This window comes from Paenibacillus sp. FSL L8-0641 (assembly GCF_038006265.1).
Classification (GTDB): domain Bacteria; phylum Bacillota; class Bacilli; order Paenibacillales; family Paenibacillaceae; genus Paenibacillus; species Paenibacillus polymyxa_D.
Map to the genome: position 1 here is coordinate 2,942,369 of NZ_JBBOUW010000001.1, position 18,290 is coordinate 2,960,658.

Consider the following 18,290-nt stretch of genomic DNA (forward strand, 5'->3'; position numbering starts at 1 on the left):
AGGTCTGACCCTATCGTGTTAGATTATTACTGCTTATCCTTCTAAAGCTTAATAGCCCTACTATCAACCGATCCAGCCCCTGCACTGTATGTATCTTTCTATTTCCAGCTTGCAAAATCTTTACCCAAAAAAGGAGATGAGATAATGACTAGATTGTTAGATGCTCGAACATCTCAAAACGCAAGTTACGGTAATACGATCTCAATCTCCATGCCAGCCAATACTCCTGTTGCCATCGCAGAGCTTGGCTTAGACGTGACGGGCGCTGGGGAAAATATGCGTGTACAATTATCAGGGATTGCTGAGCTTTCATTTCCCACTACTCCACCTTTTGACTCCGTTATTGCTATTTCTATTGTTAGAGGCACTCTCGACTCTCCTGTTGCATACGCCCTTTACTCTGTTAGTGTCTCCGAAGCAAACCCAAACGCTGTACAGGTCGTTACCATTAATGCATCCGATTACAATGTCCCTCTACCACCATCAAATGAATTGGTGTATACCTTATATTTATTTTGCACAGCGGATGCCACCCGAATAGGAATAGAAAGTTTTAATGCGGTTGCCTATTCAGATTAACATTACACCATCATATGGAGGGCAAAGCCCTCTTTTTTTCCATCTATCCTTGAGGGACGACACTTTCCATCTGTCGTTCTTTTTTGGTATAGTTTACTTAAGGAGTTGATCAAATGGGATTCATGCTTATTTTTATCGCGATTATTTTTTTCTCACTTGGTATTTTAAGTAAACGAATTCCCACTTGGGGATGGCGTGCAAACGAAGCCTGGAAGATCAAAGGTGACTCAGAACCAAGCGACGCTTACATTGACGACATGAAATTTAGAGGCTCTGTATCTATACTCTTTGGGTCCTTCTTTTTAGTATGTGGACTTTTGGTTATCTTCCTATAAGTTCCACTACCTGTTACCAATCACCAAAACACCATATCGAAACGGAATTTGCTGTTTGGCTGATGCTCCTCAAATATCATTTAGCATATTTTCAAAACAGAAATCTGTCTCTCATCCAAAGCTTCCAGTAATCGAATTTCCTTAATCTTCAGAGACCGACCTGCCGCTGTAGTAAGTAGTAAAGATCATTTTTCTCGCATAGTATTTATTCATCAAACTAGCCATCCTATAAGGAAGAACAATGTAAAACTCGACTCGTCACTCTCGAGAGTGAGTGGTTTAGAAGTACCAGTATACCCGGGTGTAATGACTTGTTTTCTTTCTAAGGCTTCAAGGCATCCAACACCAACACATATGGATTGTAAACACTAAACTAGACAATTTTTTTGTGGTGTCTCTGCTTGAACTCAGCTGGACTCAAGTAATCCAGAGAACCGTGAATCCTAATATGGTTAAACCAGTGTACATAGTCATGTAATTCTGTGGTTAGCTCAGCAAGACTTTCAAAATGACGTTTCTTCACAAATTCCGTTTTGAAAATTTTAAAAGTAGCTTCCGCAACGGCATTGTCATAGGGACAGCCTTTCATGCTCAAAGAACGCTCAATCTGAAAAGCCTTTAGCGCATCGTCGATGAGCTTATTCTTGAATTCATTGCCTCGGTCGGTATGGAAGAGTTGAATGTCATTCAGGTTGCCCTTAATTGAAGCCAAAGCACGGTAAACCAGCTTGGCCTCCTTGTGAGGGCCTGCACTGTAGCCAATAATCTCGCGGTTAAACAGATCTCTACAAAGAAGCATACGTAGTTCCAATATGAACCCACTCGGACGTACGTCAGATCGCTTACGACGACAGACAACGCTTGCTCTTGTTCAAATTTCCGGTCCAGTACATTCGCTTGCTTGGCTTCATTGCATCTCGTGGGATGAGGCTTGTACTGAGCAACCGTATACGAGGAAACCAACCCGTATTCCTTCATGATTCGTCCAATACTCCGCCTGGATACCGTAGAGCCTTGCTGGTGTAACGCTTTTTTGATCTTACGCGTACCGTAGTTTTGACGGCTGCTTTGAAAAATGTCCATAATCAGGGAGGGAAGCTCACCCTCCGATGTCACTTCTACTTTGTTTTCTTCATAATAATAGGTGCTTCTCGGGAGTTTTAGGACGTCGCACATTGCTGATACCGAGTATTTATGTTTATTCTGGCGAATGACATTTACTTTCGTCCCATGATCAGCGCGGCTTGCTTTAATATGTCATTCTCCATGAGCAGTTGCTTGTTCTGTTTTCGAAGTTCGAGCAGTTCTAATTCCTCTGGAGTCCGGTTGTCTTTCTCTTTGAAGGATCCAGATGTGGAACTCTGTTTCACCCATTTATCCAACGATGAAGGATTCAAATCATATTCTTGAATGATATCCTTTCGTGCTTTGCCACTTTGATAGAGCTGAACCATCTACGCTTTAAATTCAGCGCTAAAGGTACGTCTTTCTTTTTTAGTCATGATCCGTTTGCTCCTTCTAGGTTGGTCTGTAGTCTACTATATTAGACCACAATTTTTCTGTCTAGAAGAGTGTAGCCGATCCATCCCATCCAAATTGCTTTCTAAGCGTCAGCACCTTGGAACAAGAAAAGACGAGCCAGTAGTAGCTCGTCATTGTTACTACCGATTTTAAATTGTTTGGCCAATTACACTGTATTCATAAAGTCGAATCTTCAGTAACCTGTGGCTGAGTCCTTTAAGCATTACAACCCCCAAGTATCATAAGCAGTATAAATAGTACGAGAATAACCCCGACACTGGTAAACATGCCGCCATAACCAACTCCATCAGTCCCACTATTTGTATGGGGATGAGTTTTTCAAATTGATTAATATCGGTAGTCTTTCTCATCTCCGGTATTTCCACTGTACCTATGGGCGTGAGGAATTCTACCGTTTACTGTTGTATACCCTTCAAAATGATGGTAATGCCCACCACCTGTCAAGTGAATGGCTGGTCCTGTAGTACCTCTAATTAGATGCGTATGTTGATCGTTAAATGATGTTTCTGCATAATAATTATGAACATGCGGAACACCACTTGGAGCTGGTTCTGTTACTCCAGCGTAATGGTGGTAGTGTCCTACATCAAGTGATGTATTCCCACTAAAAGGATGTACGTGAACATTAACTGGTCTACCGTCCCACGAACTAATAAAAAGCTTATGCGAATGGTTAGATTCGGAATCACGGGAATGAACAACAAAACCTGTTATTGGTATTTCCATCAGTAGCCACCTCTCTTTATCAACTGCCATATACTATGAAAGAGGTAGTGTAAATGTTCAAAAGGCTATTTGAGTTGAGTTGGTTTCCACTATTCGGGTAGCAGGATAACAGGCTGTCAGAGCGTGTGTATGCCCTCTCTCTGCTCTTTGCTGTACTCTTTCCGGTATTCGTCCGGATAACGGAAAAAGTGCCTAGAACAACTCACATATTGGCGTATAAGAGCAAAAGAAAAAGCACCTCAATGGGTGCTTAACATTCTACCACGATGGTCGATGACCACATAAGGAACCAGCAGGTCCGACCTCGTCAATGTTTTGTGTATTATTTGATAAAGAAACGAACTTCCCATCAATAATTCTTACATAAGTCATATCTCCATAGTCTGGTTGTGTTTTATCTGTCTGCGGAGACACATACGTAATAAAGACGTTACAAAGACGGTGTCCATTACTCATCCTCATATCAACGGCTTGATTTAGGTAATTTTTAACCTGATTTGGATTTATAATATGCTGTTGTGGCGGTCTACCTGCTGGGTAATACTGTATTCCCCCGTGGGTATAATACATTTTTGTCACACTCCTCAGAAAGTTTTTACTTCCTGATAGCCTATGCATAGAAGTGTAACGTTGTGTAAGGCAAGATATTTTAGATGGGATTAATTCATTCTTTCACACAAGCTGTACGGGAACAAAACTGCTTAACCCCATCCCACTTCCCCCATACACAACCTTTGCATTTTTTTGGCTTTTTTGGTGGTCCTTTCATGTATAGCAAAATTCCTTTCTTCTGCTTCTTCTTCAAACCAAAAATCCTTTCAAGGCAATAAAAGAAGCCACCCAAATGAGTGACTTGTATCTGCCTATGTATTTAGAGCACCAAATGAACCGAGGCGCTTATTTAAAACCCGAAAAAAGAAACAGCGATAGGTTCTATTCCCGCAAGCGGGATGCAAAACGCTACGCTGTTGCATAAAAGCATTTGTACTTAGTAACAAACAAGACCATTTTACTGATATTAGAAAATGGCCGTCAAAGAACTAAGACCGGACAATACCGGAAAATGGGCAATTAAACCATTATAAGCTGGCTTTTGCTCACTTTCTCGATATTAGTCTTAGACTGCCGCTGTTATCATTCTATTAACGTTCTTCGTTAGCGTAACGCATTACTTGACCAAATTCGATATGTTGCCGGCCAATAACCTACGTTTTCGTATGATTACTCAGCATAGTGATGTGTAGCTGCACTAACATATCAACAGTCTCTTAAATCAAAAGCTTCTTCTAGTGCGGCAGTATCTTCGAAGATTTGAAAAAACATTATCTTCTCCTGTTCTACTTCGCAAATAATTGCCCAATCACTCTCGAACACTTTCCCGGTTACATTGACCTTGATGCGGAAATTCCCCCATGCACACGCTGCTTCCTTATTACCGATGAGTTTGTGTAGGACAAAACTCTCTATTTGTTCTGCTTCTTCTAATAAGTTTAAATAATTTCTAACACCTTCTTTTCCATGAAATGTGCCGTATAAAGGAATTTTATTAGAAGGCTCTTTTTTAAGAATAATAAATTTCGCTTCATCATGAACCAATTCGATCACTTTATCAATCTGTTTGCTTCCTAATGCTTGAAAATAATTTGTTAGCACCTGTTGAGCACTTTGCATTTCTACTAATCTCCCTTCGAATAGGCGGAATAAACTTTGCACAATCCAATAATAACATATTTTATCTACCATCCTGCCCGTTGGCTTAACGCCGCAGCTGCCAGTCTAGAACTATATTTTCACGGTCTAACACTTTATTTCCATCAAACACTCGTCCCAGACAATTCTCTCACCCAGTTTATCCTCATCACCGGACTTCATAGTTTCCCAGCACGTATTACAAAAGGATGCGCCCATTGTTGTGTTCTCCCGGTTCGGATTAGGGTCATTGCAAAGCATACATTTTCCTGTTTTCGGACTCTTTTTCACAATACCTCTCCCATCGATGGAAAAATAGAAGACAGCTGCGGAATTGAACCGCGCAAGGGTTCTGACCAGGCTGTTTCATGTTTCCGCTGGTTAACTGGTTCCTTGCTGCCTGCACGTGTCATGAATAATGTGGGCGGGGGCCATTCTCCCCCGCATGAAATGACTTATCGTTTAACCGCAACCTGCATACCGCTACCAATCTACCGCTGTGCGTTACGGGTGCCCCTAAGTGAAGCAAGGATCTATCCTTGTTCGCGGCCACATAATCGGACCTTCCCCTGTGCGCACTGGTCAATGCCACTGAGCAGTATGTCCCTCTATCCCCTTGCAGGATCGTCGAGGCTATCAGCCTTTAGTATGCAGGTGTCATCCTACGTTGTAGCGTCTCTCTTCCACCACCACATTCAAAAACTACAGGAGCTCTGCTGCGAGCTGCTTGAGCACCAACGGCGTTGGGATGAGTTGGCCGTCGCCTTTGTTGCCTTTGACGTAAGCTTTGTCCTCATCGGCATAATACACAACGCCCTGACCCTCAACGACTGGATAGCCGCTCTCGTCGTCGGTTAGGCTTGTTTATACCTGATTGCCGTGCTGTGAAGCGTGTTCTTCATCGTGTAGGCGCAATATTCCATCCTCACTCAAAAATGCGAAACGTGGTTTTGCAGACATAACCCTGTCCTCCTAATATGTTTTGTAGAAACCAAAAAGGCCGACACATTGGCCGACCTGATCACCGAGGCTGAAAAGCTACGGTGTGTTCCTTATTTGATTTTCCATGATACAAATTTACCACATAAAAAGTTCAGTGGCGGGTCATACATCGGTCAAATTCCAATCAAAAACGGTCATTGTTATAGGGACTTTAACTAATGGATATATACTTAATTGCTTTATCAATAGGATTTACAGTTACTCTCATTGATTTACATACGCTAGCAAAACACCTTACTGCTAAATAATCCTTAAATGCTTCACCTAAATACCATTGGTGCGGCAGTAAAATTAATTCTCCAGCCTCTCTTATAAAGGTATTATTTAAGACTGTCCACAACTCAATGATTGATCTTTCAGATGACCTCTGTATCAACTCAATATTGACTTTGTATTCTTTCTCTTCTGAATAATCAATACACACAGATTTATTCCTGTACAAACTATATGCAATTTGATTTATTTCACCAGAGTCGATCAACTTTTCAATAAGACCTTTCGAAATTGCCCTTAATTTACTAAACATAATTTGAGCATGATCCTTATACTCAACAATTTTACACTCTTCAAAATGCGGCCCAATCTCTTGTAATATTTGCTCTCTAGTGTCTTTATCAAAAACTGGAATATGTAAAACAGCATTTAAATCGCCTGTTTCGAATGGTAAAAGAAAAAATTGAGCCAATACTGATAGTTTCTCTTCTATACTCTCTTTTGTTTTTATTTTTTTTATGCTAGGTCTATCAAGAATAGTAGTTTTGTTTCTAATTTCGATAGTTACTTCTTCCTGATTATTTAAGATCTCCTCAAATAGTTTCATCTTCATTCCTCCTATATATATCACCATAACAAATGCTTAGTACTAAGACAAAAAAGAGAACACAAGGATTGAAGAGTAATTGTGTTCTTTGTGTTCTCTTTTTAGATTATTTAGTTGTAAAAGTCACTTTAGCTCCATTAGCTGGCAAGTTAAAACCAGTAGCTCCAGTTACAGAAACACCGCCATAAAGTTTTGCTGAATGGAGCCCTGGGTTACTGTATACTGTTTCTCCTTGATTTGATACATGTGTAGGAACTCCATTTGTTGGATAATTAAAGGTATCCTTTTGCCCATTAGACCATACTAAAGAAATATTAACACGAGTTATTTATTTTTTATCATCCATTGTTATAGTCCAATTACCCAATGCAGTGCTTCCATCCACATCAACCCAGAAATCTAATGTTGCATACACAACTTTAGTTTTTTGAGTAGAAAAGTCTCCATAAACTGAATTACTTACAGAGTTATCAGTGACTTCTAATGGAATATTGACTGTAACACATTGTCCCGATGATGAAGCAGCTGAGTTCAGTTCTCCTTCAGATTGTGTCGTCTCTGCAAAAGAGTAAGTAGGAAAAACTAGAACCAGAGCCGCCAACAAAATCGAACACACTAATTTTTTCATGTAAATCATTCGCATAGTCCTCCATTTATATTTTTTGTAAAATTATGTAACTATTTTAATTATTAGAAATTTAATGATATTTGTCCATAATTATAAAGTCTCATTATTTTCAATAAAAAAATCAGACAATTGTCACATTATGTCGTTTCCTCTTTCGGTTGTGGACTCAATAACATTCAAACCTCTTGCCAATATGGCGATTACGTCAGCCTTAATCCGTTTAAGTAAGTTTTCACTAATTCTCATTTCTCCACAATTGATGTAGTCAAATCACCCTCATTGCCTGAATAGCTTACCTTTGCATACTAGAGAGCTTAGTCATGCCAGTTTCAACAATCCTTTGCCTCAAGCTCTGCTTACTTATCTACATTGTACACGGCGATGTTCTGCATCTGCTTGCTGATCGCACTAGTGGACTGGTGCTCTCTATATGAATACGCCTGTGCAACCGCTATCTTTTATCTTATAAAACCACTCTACCACATTATCTTTTTACTGCCACACTACCTATTGAAGGAAGCATAACATGTGTATCTGGTTCGATTAAATATTCCCCAAATGTTAAAACAAAAGCATCAGCTCGGTCTGGTGACTTGAGCCCACGCTTTTTCATATCCTTCTTACTTTCAAGCAGCATTTTACCTTTACTGGTCATGTTCCATTTACGTGCTGTAAGTTGGGTTATTAGAACATCGTCATCAGGCAATTGCAGAACGCTCGGATCTCCATTTATGAAATTGCTCATATTCTGTTCTAATTGTTCCTTAATAGAGGCCCACATTTCAGTAACTAGGTTTCCATAGTGCTCATCTAAAGATGAAGAACCATTGTTAATTGGAATGATTTCATATGGTAGTCCTTCTTCAGCTACGATTTCATTTAGTCGATCCGTTACCCCTCCGCCTACACCACTATCATCCACTCTTATTCTGATTCGGTTCAAATATGAATGAGCAACATGCAGCTCATTAGCCAGGTTAATCACCCATCCCGCAGTAACCATTGTGTCTTTCTTGAAATGATGGTGTTCCCCTACAATTCTTGGTCCTATACCAGCAAACATTGAGGTTTCATCATCACCAAACCGTGCAACGTCAACGCCTATAGTTAATATATCTCCAGTGGGTTCCAATTTCACTTCCTTAGCTGCAAATTCAGCTACTTCCAACGAAATAAATGTATCTGATTCTCCACGGGGAAATTCACCTTCAACACGGACTCTCCAGACATCACTACCTTCACCATACTTACGCTTGAGCATAGCGATATTATCCTTGCTTGTTCTTGGGCTGTCTAGACAGGATACCTTGCGTGTTTTGTAGTCTGCTCTATCCTTATTGTGTGAATCATAAAAAACACCCGACGTTTTTGTCGGGTTGCCACACATTAATATTTTGTTAAACTCACCCGACAACGTACCTAAAATAGCTTCCATGATTGGATCAGCAACACCCGATGCCTCATCCACAATAAATTGCATGTATCCTCATGGAAACCTTGCATGTTCTCAGGTTTAGTCGCTGTCCGAGCTGTAGCAAACCAGCGTTCCTCATAGTTCTTCATGTATATTTTGGTCTTAGTCCACTTAAGGATTCGTTTCAGCACCGGACTTTTAGATTGCCATTTATTAATCTCAGCCCATAACACGTCATGTAGCTGCTGTCTTGTAGGAGCTGTACAAATCACTTTTGGATAAGGGAAGCAGGACAGAAACCAAAGGGCTGTTGCAGCTTCCAGCCCAGTTTTTCCTACGCCTTGACCTGAACGTACTGAAACGCGCGGATTATTGGCTAAATCCATTAGAGTGCTTGCCTGCCAATCATCAGGATAGAACTTAAGCATCTCTTGGCAAAACAATGTGGGATTCTTACGATACTCAGGAATCCGTTTCTTGAATGCTTGAAGTCTCCGTTTCGTCTCCGGTGAGTCCTTCATCTTCATTACCTACCACCGCCTCTACCCAATCATCAATTAGATCGTCTTCTGTATTGCCTTCACCCGTGACCTTTGCTCTTTCAAGTTCAAGTTTCTCACGCTGCATCTTAAGTTTTTCGTCTTCAATCATCCGTTTATGTTTATCGGGCAACAAATCCATATATTTAGTCAGCACGTCCAATGCCTTGGTTTTGTCGTGTAGCTTTACACTCACTCCGTCCTTACCCTGCTTGACTTCTGAAACCAGAGTTCCATCAATTTCATCACTGTTTTTAAAAGAGACATAATTGTATCTGTACTTCTGCGTTTCTCCAGTGTCAGGATCAAACACGGGATCTCCTTCTAACCCAAGAACATCCTCTTCCTTTTGACCGAATTCCACGTAGTCCGTTATGTCTGCAAAAGCAATTTTCATGTACTCCATTAGAACGCGCTGAGCATTTAAACCAACCCCATCCATCAGGGATTCGTTGTAATTCTGTATCGCAGCCTTAATTTCAGGTTTCCTCAATAATTCCCATCCAATTGAATATGCTGTTTTCTTACTATATCCAGCGGCCATTGCCGCCCTTGTCGCGTTGAAATCTCTGAGGTATTCCATTATGAATATCCGCTGTTTCGGCGTTAACCCCTCTTCGTCTGGAATTTCCGGCTCCGGCTTCTCCTCAATTACTGGAACGTTCTTTTTTGTTTTGGAACGCTCCATATCATTAGAGCGTTCCGGTTTTTTTTCGGAACGTTCCGTATTTCTGGAGTACCGACTTTTAGCTCTTTAGAGAGCGCATCAACTGTAAGCAGAGTAGCATATACCTCTCTGGGCTTATCACCTTGATATGTACCAACGAATTTACGCCGCTCCATTTCATCAACCAGTCGGGCCGATCTGCTATAACCTATCCTCATTCTTCGTTGCAATAAAGAAACCGAGGCTTGTTTGGCCTCGGCTACAATTTGAACGGCTTTTAGAAAAAGCTCGTCAGGGTATGATGTTGTATCTTCATCTTCCCTCGGAGGTTCCTTTTTTTGATCGGTTTCATTTCCATCGGAACGTTCCATATGTTTTGCTTCTCCAGCAATCAAACTCTCCCACTTATCTTTAGCCTTCCATCCTCTTACCGTACCTTCAGATACACTAAGTTGAGAGGCTATATCTGTGAGACGTATATTGCCGGAACTGGTTTTGTATAAATCGAATGCTTCATCCCGTTTTGGATCTCTTTTTCATCCCATTTTATTTCCCCCCCTTTTCGATAATGTAGCTAAAGCTAAGGAAAAGTTTCCTGACATACAAAAGAAGCCGCCTATTGGCACTTCGACTTAACTGATACCCCACCATATTCGACTGCTAATATAAACCGCAGCTACTGTACCGATCACTACCGCAACTATTAAAAGAATCCTATATATTTCTCTTGTTAGACCCCTCGGTATGAATGTACACAAAATTTCACCTAGAATATAAATCACTACAGCTGTAATCGCTCCAATAATAAACGGGCCTGCATTATCCCATATTCCTGTCCAAGTCATCTTTTTTTCCCTCCTGTTCTTTATTTCGTCAGGTGAGTAATAATTCATTAGTTGGTTATTAATTGAATAATAAAGCCGCTGACTACTCAGCGACTCTTTTTCTTAGTTAAAAACCTTTGCATCTCCAATAGCCCCATAGACGAAATCACTAGATTTCGGATCAATTTCAAAAACAATTCTAAATTTCAGAACACCCGTTAAATCTACCGTAACTGGTAAAGGATTATCTCCACCTTTAACAGAAAAACGAGATAGTTCTTTATCATCGCCTATAAAAGTGATTGTCACATTCTCTGGGGCATTCTTAGTCTTATCATCAACCCCCAATTCACCTGTGAACTTTTTGAACTTTCCATTCAAGTTGTAATCCACACTAATTTGCTTTGTACCGTAAGGGCTAAGAGCGGTGTTAATCCCTTTTTGGTATTGTTTATCAGCAATTGTTATCTTGTCTCTATTATAGTTTTGATTAAAATCTAAGAAGGCTTTAGAACCCCCGTCCATCCGGGCATAAGCAACATCACTTAAGTATTTGAACTCAGAATCCTTTTTACCGATCCAAATTGTTTTGTTTTTACCATCCCAAGTTACTTCTTTACCAGTCGCTTCCCCAGCAAAACGAAGAGGTACATATGTTGTTCCTTGATAAATGAAGCCCTGACCTGATGAAGGTACTTTTTGATTTCCATCTACCATATATTTTAAGTTATCGTATATGACCTCAATTTTCGCTGTGCTAGTAGCATATGCTGATACACCTGTAATCATTGTCCCGATCGTTAAACCTAATACAAGCCCTTTTACTTTGTCTTTCATCAAATATACCATCCCTCATATAGTTAGTTAGACCTAGTCTCAAAGTCATAATATAGGTTTCCATCCCTATCTGTACAGGAATATTTTAACATGTTTTTTCTGATAACCCTTCACGTAAGTAAATGACACACAGCGGAATCGAACCGCTATAATCCTGTATGTGTCATATCCCCGGACTAAGCCGGGAAAAGTTTGCTACTGACGTGGCGGCCAATCCCATTGCTCCAGACCGTCTCCTTGACGAACGTTCAAAACTCTAAACGGTGCTCCGAATTCATTCCATACGGACAGATTGACCATCCCGATAGTATCAGGGTTAACATAAACGACTACTGCTGCAAGCGTCTTACCTTCTGTGTCCTTGTAGTGGACGATTCTTCCGATCGTTGGTTTCATATCGCATAATCTCCTTTTCAAAACAAAAAGAGCAGCATAGTCGCTACTCTTCCGATTTATATTCAATCAACCATACGCCATATTCATTTTTGGCCTTTACCCTCCATCTTCGCACATACGCTGAACCGTTCTGATATTGATACCAGTTTGCATTGCATAACCTTTAACAGTTGTCACACAGTCCAGCTCCTTTCTGTTTCAAACTATATGATGCGAAATGTATAGTTTTTTTCAAAATTAACATAATATGATTATTAAATTAAAGGAGGAACAAAATGCCTAAAATTGATATACCAATACCGGAAGTACCTGGCGCTAGCGCTTTGGTTGAATACGAAACTGATGAAAATAAAGTTGAATGTACAATATCTATCGCCGGCCATGAAATTGCTAAACAAACAATTGAAGCAACAGCAGCTAACGAGGAAGGCTTTGGTTTTTTTAAAGCCGGCGAATCTCGCAAACTGGGGGGCTCTAAATTCGAATTGACCTTTGAATTTTGGGTTCGGTGGAAAGAACAAAAAGTTGTATTCATCCTTCTATATACATCACCTATCGGTAAGGGGAAAATAGTTAAATGGGGAGATTTTTGACATTCCCTTGTATCCTCCCAGCTCCCTCTCCTTTGAACGCAAAAAAGCGGCGGTTTCCCGTCGCTCTCTTACTTATATTAGTTGCGCCCTAACCCTCCGTCATGCGCTTGCACTGCCGCTCCCATATACATGCGGTATGGTTCCCAACGGGAATTATTTCACAGCGATTACCGTCAATCGCTATAGTCCGCATTACGTGCGGAACAATCTGCCGCCCTTATTGATGGGGTGTTATTACCCTCTTTACGGCTGTCTCCAATTAGTTGTAGTTAGTTTCGATGTGTGCGAGGCGTGTATCGGGCCTTGCGTCTATTCCGCCACCATATTTAAATCTTAACGATTACAGAAGTTGACCGGCTAGTGCTTTAAGGCCACTTGGTACAGCGATTTGTTTACCATCATGTTCATTTCCGTTTACATAAGCTGTGTCTTTGTCTGCATAATATATTACACCTTCGCCGCCGATAACCGGAAAACCACTTTCGTCGTAATCCAAATTTGTACCCACATACTTGCCATGCTTAACTGCTTCATCTTCCAATGGATGGAGATGGAGAATTTTTTTCTTGTCCAAGTAAGCGTAACTGTGTGCCATGTTTATTACCTCCTAGAATAGATTTAATTTGTTCCTGAATAAAGTGTAAATCCTTTCTACTCCGTACCTACTACGGATTTACATAGTTCCTACTGTCAGCAGAAAATAAAGTATTAGACTGAGCCTAGAAATTGAAACAGCGACAACCAAGGACGAGAACTAAAGTCCTAGACTGTCGCTGTTCCATTCAACTAACGTTAGTTGAATCATTAGCTAAGGATCGAATCAAATCAGTATAATTATTTCACTGATGAGCGTTTCATCAAATTCGTTGAGGAATCGAAACGGTTCGTTCATTCACCACATTCCCCGTATTTAGAGTAGTTTTTGGTTCGATTAATAGTAAATGGACCTCTTCTTCAGCAATTGGCTGATGTTCAACTCCTTTAGGTATAATAACAAACTCCCCTTCGTTAACAGCTATTTCACCATCTCTCAAACGGATTAGTAGTCTCCCTTTCCATACGAAGAACATTTCGTCCTCGTGATCATGGTGATGCCAAATGAATTCACCCTTGATCTTTGCCATTTTTACGTATGAATCGTTCAACTCCCCGCCTATTCTGGGATTCCAATAATCAATTATTTGCAAAAATTTATCTTGTACATTGACCTTCGAAATCATGAAATTCCCTCCTCATTATTGGTAACGTGTGCTGCATTTTGCCCCGGCTAGAAACTCCTTTTTCCCCATTCACCTCCTCATCATCAGATAACGAGGTACTCAATCACTTGGTTTTGGTGTAAATCCCTCTTATTCACTAAGTTTACATACTGCGATGCATCACGTAAAATTAAAAAATGGTGTATAGTTAATCACATTTTGTGATGCAAAAAGGAGAGAGTTGTTTTGGACATTAGATCTTTGGAGGTGTTTAAGGCAGTAGCAATTGAACAAAGCATTACAAAAGCTGCTGAGAAATTGAATTATGTACAGTCCAACGTTACTGCACGAATACAACGTCTTGAGCAAGAGTTGGGCGTTCCTCTGTTATATCGATATCATAAGAAGGTATCCTTAACGCCTGCAGGACGTGAACTGTTGCCGCATGTAAACAAGTTGCTTTACGATTTCGAGGAAGCGATTGAGGCAGTTAAGCTTTCTTCTGCCCCGCGGGGAACTTTGCGCATTGGAGCTATGGAGTCAACTGCTTCTACACGATTGCCATTGATTTTTACACAATATCACAAGAAATTTCCACAAGTAGAATTAAGCTTATATATGGCACCTACTGTAGATCAGGTTAGTACCATTCTCAAGTATAAGGTAGACGGCGCATTTGTGGATGGGCCAATTCTTCATCCGGAAATTGTTGAATACCCTGTCTTTGAAGAATCTCTAGTTTTGATTACAAGCTACTCTCCGGAACCATTCCAATTAGAATCGATTTTACATGAACCACTGCTTTCGTCATTCGCGCATTGCATCTATTTGGGACGTTGGCAGCGATGGCTAGAGGACAATGGCTATGCTCCTATGAAGGTGATGGAATATGGCACTCTAGAGGGTGTCCTTAAATGCGTTGAAAACGGGTTAGGAGTCACTGTCTTACCAATATCTATGGTTGAATCACGGATGCAGGGAAGACTTAACTGTCATCCATTACCCGAACCGTATAGAACAGTGCCCACTGTGTTTATAAGGCGTCGTGACTCGTACATGACCAGTGCTCTCTCTCGATTTATGGAGCTGGTGGGTATAACTAATCTGTGATCTGTTCCTATTTGCCAACTTAGAGTATATTTGTAAGTATAATGATTTGCCCCAGAATCCCCTTTAATTTTCACCTTACACAATGGAAGTGATTGATGAACCCAATGATACTATCTTCTTCATACATTACTTCATTCCATTTCATTATCCATCAGCTATATTCAAACAGATTTAAACAATGAATAATGCATATAAACATAAACCATATATTACTATGGTAAGTCACTAAAGATAACTGCCCGTTAGCTTAATGAAGCATCGTCAAGACTATTACTTTATTTTTCAGTCTAGAACTAGACACCTACAATAAAGACCGCAAAGGCTTAAGCCCTTACGGTCTAAATTACTTCTGGCATCCTAAGTCCAATTTCTCCTTCCTTGTTTCGTCCTCGACCATAGTCGATGGTGACAAAATCCAGTGTTCGGTTTGTTTTTAGGCTGTTTGCTATGTTGACAATAACCCTACGCCGTTTATCTGCAAATGTAGTCGCTGAGATAGGAGGAATGTCCTTGCGATAACCTTTTTCCAAATATTGCTGAGCTTTGAGATATTTCATACCATCCAAAAATAACAGCTTTGCTATCAATCCCTCGTGCTTATCACGCATATTATTTATTGCAAACTTAATGTTATTCGTAAGGAATTGACAGAATTTATAATTTACATGTCGCTGGTCTTTGAGTAGCACGGCATTTGCTGTCACATCTGCTGTCAATTCTTGTCCCGTAACTCGTTTAGCAACCGATCCCTCTGCCGAAAGCAAATCATATACAGCCATTCCGTTTTCTAACTGCTGGAGAGAATATTCATAGTTTTTTATTACATCTATTAAATCAGTGTATTTATTCAGTAGCCACTTTGTTTTCCTTATATCCACTGCATTAACATCATCAAAAAAGTTTACTTGGATTATTTTCTGTGTATCAGAAAAATCCTCATCAGATTGGGCGCTTAAAATTATAGACTCAGTATTTTTCATAGACTTACATCCCTTTCAAAAGAAAAAATTGACATATAATTAGATTTTCAATATTCTTACAACATCAATACATGTTATCTAGGAGTGATCTAATTTGCAGTCAGCAGCCGGTCTTATTAAAAGAACAAAGAAACTTGAAAGATATTTCATTGAAGAGTTAACTATCTCTAAAATAATGACAAATGCAAAGTCAAAATTGCTAATGTTTGGAGCGTTTCTGCTGTTAATTCTCTCCTTTATACTTTCAGTAATGTACCTGCAAGAAGATCATATAATGTTTATTGTGACAGTTTATTGTAGCTGCGGAGCTAGCCTTTTCCTCACTATCGCATCTGTTCGTATCTCACATTCAATCGCAAAAGAAAAGTATCCCGGTTATAAAATCAATTATTACTAACCGCTTTTTTAGCTACGACGCTGATTTTCTATTTGCTCTAAGATCAGACTCAGTAAAAAGAAAAGCTCGAAGCTTAAAATTTACAACTTCAGACACAGAATTTCTAATTGACTTCTATTCTGGTAAAAGCTTGGATCTACATAAAAAACGCTGGTGGCCCATAACAATATTTGGGCTGGTAGTATTACCTTTGTGGAATGGATTTGTAGGAAGTACGATGAAAGAAGATCACTCACTTCGTATATTGATTCCTATTTCAATAGTTCTATATATAGTAATTTTATATTTAAACTTAATACTCAAACCGATCCTACTTTCAAAAGCTCAGAAATATGATTATCTTGTTAGGATTATAAAAACTTTTGAGGTGCTAGAGTTAGATAAGTAGTAAATACATGTAAAATTACTGCGCCAATGATTAGAGGATATGGGGAGAAATCTACTAATCATTGGTGTCACATATGAGTAAATATCGTTTACCTTTGGTCAATGCTTGGACGCTATCACGAATTACCATTGTTAAATACCATTGCACTTGAATGTCCGGCGTGACATGTTCGATTATCACGCACCGTTTTGCCAGCACTACACCCACATAAACCAGCACAGCGCATAATATAGAGGTATAGGATCTTATCATGGGGTGTTCTTCCGCCGCATAGCTTTGTACGCTGCGGCTAAGGCATCTCCCATAGCGAAAGCTTCTGGTATCCTCCACAAGTACTTATCGCGGATTTTCGGTGCAGCGAAATATAGAGAATGAAATATTTCATCACGTCCAGTCAAATGCTGCCCCATGCCGTTCTGTCGCTTTGTCAGCTCGTCCTTCCTCATATTTAGCCCAGTTGTAATTGCCAATAGCTGTTTTCTTCCATTCTGCATGCGAATCCTCAAGCTGTTCATACGTCATTTTTGGATACTGTTGTAGTTTATCTGTCATTGTTGTTCCTCCCCATCCTCTTCATTGTCATAGTACTCCTCCCACCAAGCTGACAATGTTCCGCAATCTGGGCATTTAATCTGTATCCACGGTCCGTCCTGATTCCAGCGATAATGATGTCCTTTGCCGCATCCAGTGCATCTAATGTATCCCTGCGCGCATGGTGCTTTGTGAGCTCCATTGATTACATGTACTGGATAAGGTTTTGCTTTTGGATCGTAATGAGGAGTATACATAACCTCTTCTAATTTGATTTCCGGTTTCTTCATGTATTTATATCCTCCCTTAGTGGGTGTAGGTCCTACACCCTGTATTGGTTTAATCCTTAAGTAAATTTATAAATATAAGTCCCAAAATCAGGTCATTATGGTTAACACTAGTTTCAACGAAAGTCCATTCAGTGCTATAACCATGAGCCATCAATATAGACTGGATTTCCGCTATAAGTTCTCCTTGTTTATCTTGTGAGTTTGACATATCTATTATCCTTCCTTAGGCTTAATCCTTACTATCCAAATGCCTGAAATAATCAGGGTAGCTTTTGAATTTACCGTTCTTTATCAAATCATCTATTGCATCCCACCGCTCTTGCGTCAGGGTTATTGTAACGGATTTCTTGAGTCCAAGAGATTTGCGCCCTGCTCCTTTTCGGGCGCCACCTCTTTTTTCAACCTTTGCATCCTCCGCCTCGCGCCTTTTGTTGAATCCTATTGGATCAGCGCGAAAAACAGCGTAGTCTTTAAAAAACTTATCTTTTTGGCTTATTAAGTTGGAATACTTTGAACGAAGCGAATTAATCTTTACATCTTTATTTTTTACTTGGTAGAGACGAAAGCATTATTCCAGCATGGGCATCTTCCAAAGACAAAAGAGATTTTAAAACAATGCTGGAAGAAGATAGACCTGTAATGTTTGATGGAGTGCCAATCTCGGATGATGACAAAGAGAAAATAAAACGAGTCATGGAGGCCATGTTCTGGGACGCTAAGAAGAAAAACAAAGAAGCCTACGGCCGAAAAAAGACAGAGGACTGACGTATGGACAAAACCATACAGACTCATTCGACGCCACAA

19 protein-coding genes and 3 pseudogenes are annotated in these 18,290 nt (G+C 40.0%); 6 read left to right on the plus strand and 16 right to left on the minus strand.

Translation table 11 applies throughout. The features are described from left to right. Positions 1 to 144: 144 nt before the first annotated feature. Both MKY16_RS13045 and MKY16_RS13050 read left to right on the plus strand, forming a co-directional pair. Entirely contained in the window at positions 145 to 579 is a 435-nt protein-coding gene (locus MKY16_RS13045; RefSeq protein ID WP_029517855.1) for a hypothetical protein, read from the plus strand. Between the two features lie 113 nt (positions 580 to 692). Beyond that, positions 693 to 914: a DUF6199 family natural product biosynthesis protein gene (locus MKY16_RS13050; protein ID WP_069010594.1), complete on the plus strand. Its 222-nt coding sequence runs from the start codon at positions 693 to 695 to the stop codon at positions 912 to 914. 373 nt (positions 915 to 1,287) lie between these two features. On the opposite strand, the pseudogene MKY16_RS13055 reads toward MKY16_RS13050, so the two are convergent. From MKY16_RS13055 to MKY16_RS13105, 11 genes and pseudogenes are all read right to left on the minus strand, one after another. Next, positions 1,288 to 2,368 (minus strand): annotated as a pseudogene (locus MKY16_RS13055) (IS3 family transposase). A gap of 415 nt (positions 2,369 to 2,783) precedes the next feature. After that, the gene (locus tag MKY16_RS13060; protein ID WP_081317533.1) at positions 2,784 to 3,182 is read right to left on the minus strand and encodes a YmaF family protein; all 399 of its coding nucleotides are present in this window, start codon (positions 3,180 to 3,182) and stop codon (positions 2,784 to 2,786) included. Positions 3,183 to 4,439: 1,257 nt separating this feature from the next. Further along, on the minus strand, positions 4,440 to 4,853 hold the full coding sequence (locus MKY16_RS13065) for a nuclear transport factor 2 family protein (protein ID WP_069010597.1): 414 nt from the start codon (positions 4,851 to 4,853) through the stop codon (positions 4,440 to 4,442). A gap of 1,171 nt (positions 4,854 to 6,024) precedes the next feature. Then, a complete protein-coding gene (locus MKY16_RS13070) occupies positions 6,025 to 6,693 on the minus strand; it encodes a hypothetical protein (protein WP_340955648.1) in 669 nt (222 codons plus the stop codon). A gap of 328 nt (positions 6,694 to 7,021) precedes the next feature. Continuing rightward, entirely contained in the window at positions 7,022 to 7,330 is a 309-nt protein-coding gene (locus tag MKY16_RS13075; protein WP_340955650.1) for a hypothetical protein, read from the minus strand. 475 nt (positions 7,331 to 7,805) lie between these two features. After that, positions 7,806 to 9,262 (minus strand): annotated as a pseudogene (locus tag MKY16_RS13080) (DEAD/DEAH box helicase family protein). Then, a complete protein-coding gene (locus tag MKY16_RS13085) occupies positions 9,198 to 9,962 on the minus strand; it encodes a terminase small subunit (protein WP_340955652.1) in 765 nt (254 codons plus the stop codon). The pseudogene MKY16_RS13080 and the gene MKY16_RS13085 overlap by 65 nt, the downstream one beginning before the upstream one ends. Before the next feature lie 89 nt (positions 9,963 to 10,051). After that, positions 10,052 to 10,240: pseudogene (locus MKY16_RS13090) on the minus strand (DNA translocase FtsK); the annotation flags it as partial. A gap of 333 nt (positions 10,241 to 10,573) precedes the next feature. After that, positions 10,574 to 10,786 (minus strand): hypothetical protein, encoded by a 213-nt coding sequence (locus tag MKY16_RS13095; protein WP_340955655.1) that lies wholly within the window; start codon positions 10,784 to 10,786, stop codon positions 10,574 to 10,576. A gap of 102 nt (positions 10,787 to 10,888) precedes the next feature. Beyond that, on the minus strand, positions 10,889 to 11,602 hold the full coding sequence (locus MKY16_RS13100) for an NPCBM/NEW2 domain-containing protein (RefSeq protein WP_340955657.1): 714 nt from the start codon (positions 11,600 to 11,602) through the stop codon (positions 10,889 to 10,891). 195 nt (positions 11,603 to 11,797) lie between these two features. Next, a complete protein-coding gene (locus tag MKY16_RS13105; RefSeq protein ID WP_340955658.1) occupies positions 11,798 to 11,998 on the minus strand; it encodes a hypothetical protein in 201 nt (66 codons plus the stop codon). Between the two features lie 275 nt (positions 11,999 to 12,273). Between MKY16_RS13105 and MKY16_RS13110 the strand changes: the two genes are divergently transcribed. Beyond that, positions 12,274 to 12,591 carry a hypothetical protein gene (locus MKY16_RS13110; protein WP_340955660.1) on the plus strand — a complete coding sequence of 106 codons (318 nt, stop codon included), beginning with the start codon at positions 12,274 to 12,276 and terminating at the stop codon, positions 12,589 to 12,591. Positions 12,592 to 12,931: 340 nt separating this feature from the next. On the opposite strand, the gene MKY16_RS13115 is transcribed toward MKY16_RS13110, so the two are convergent. Beyond that, a complete protein-coding gene (locus MKY16_RS13115) occupies positions 12,932 to 13,186 on the minus strand; it encodes a hypothetical protein (RefSeq protein ID WP_340955663.1) in 255 nt (84 codons plus the stop codon). 262 nt (positions 13,187 to 13,448) lie between these two features. After that, positions 13,449 to 13,811 carry a cupin domain-containing protein gene (locus tag MKY16_RS13120; RefSeq protein WP_013308297.1) on the minus strand — a complete coding sequence of 121 codons (363 nt, stop codon included), beginning with the start codon at positions 13,809 to 13,811 and terminating at the stop codon, positions 13,449 to 13,451. A gap of 225 nt (positions 13,812 to 14,036) precedes the next feature. On the opposite strand from MKY16_RS13120, the gene MKY16_RS13125 reads away from it, so the two are divergent. Then, positions 14,037 to 14,900 carry a LysR family transcriptional regulator gene (locus MKY16_RS13125; protein ID WP_040102038.1) on the plus strand — a complete coding sequence of 288 codons (864 nt, stop codon included), beginning with the start codon at positions 14,037 to 14,039 and terminating at the stop codon, positions 14,898 to 14,900. Between the two features lie 338 nt (positions 14,901 to 15,238). On the opposite strand, the gene MKY16_RS13130 is transcribed toward MKY16_RS13125, so the two are convergent. Next, positions 15,239 to 15,880, minus strand: coding sequence for a hypothetical protein (locus tag MKY16_RS13130; protein WP_340955667.1), 642 nt, complete (start codon positions 15,878 to 15,880; stop codon positions 15,239 to 15,241). 94 nt (positions 15,881 to 15,974) lie between these two features. Between MKY16_RS13130 and MKY16_RS13135 the strand changes: the two genes are divergently transcribed. Continuing rightward, positions 15,975 to 16,277 carry a hypothetical protein gene (locus MKY16_RS13135; RefSeq protein ID WP_340955670.1) on the plus strand — a complete coding sequence of 101 codons (303 nt, stop codon included), beginning with the start codon at positions 15,975 to 15,977 and terminating at the stop codon, positions 16,275 to 16,277. Between the two features lie 772 nt (positions 16,278 to 17,049). Here MKY16_RS13135 and MKY16_RS13140 read toward each other — a convergent pair. Continuing rightward, positions 17,050 to 17,217 (minus strand): hypothetical protein, encoded by a 168-nt coding sequence (locus tag MKY16_RS13140; RefSeq protein WP_340955673.1) that lies wholly within the window; start codon positions 17,215 to 17,217, stop codon positions 17,050 to 17,052. Then, the gene (locus MKY16_RS13145) at positions 17,214 to 17,486 is read right to left on the minus strand and encodes a hypothetical protein (protein ID WP_337682186.1); all 273 of its coding nucleotides are present in this window, start codon (positions 17,484 to 17,486) and stop codon (positions 17,214 to 17,216) included. Before MKY16_RS13145 ends, MKY16_RS13140 begins: the two co-directional genes overlap by 4 nt. Before the next feature lie 615 nt (positions 17,487 to 18,101). On the opposite strand from MKY16_RS13145, the gene MKY16_RS13150 reads away from it, so the two are divergent. Next, a complete protein-coding gene (locus MKY16_RS13150) occupies positions 18,102 to 18,251 on the plus strand; it encodes a hypothetical protein (RefSeq protein WP_445744866.1) in 150 nt (49 codons plus the stop codon). The last annotated feature ends 39 nt before the right edge of the window (positions 18,252 to 18,290 follow it).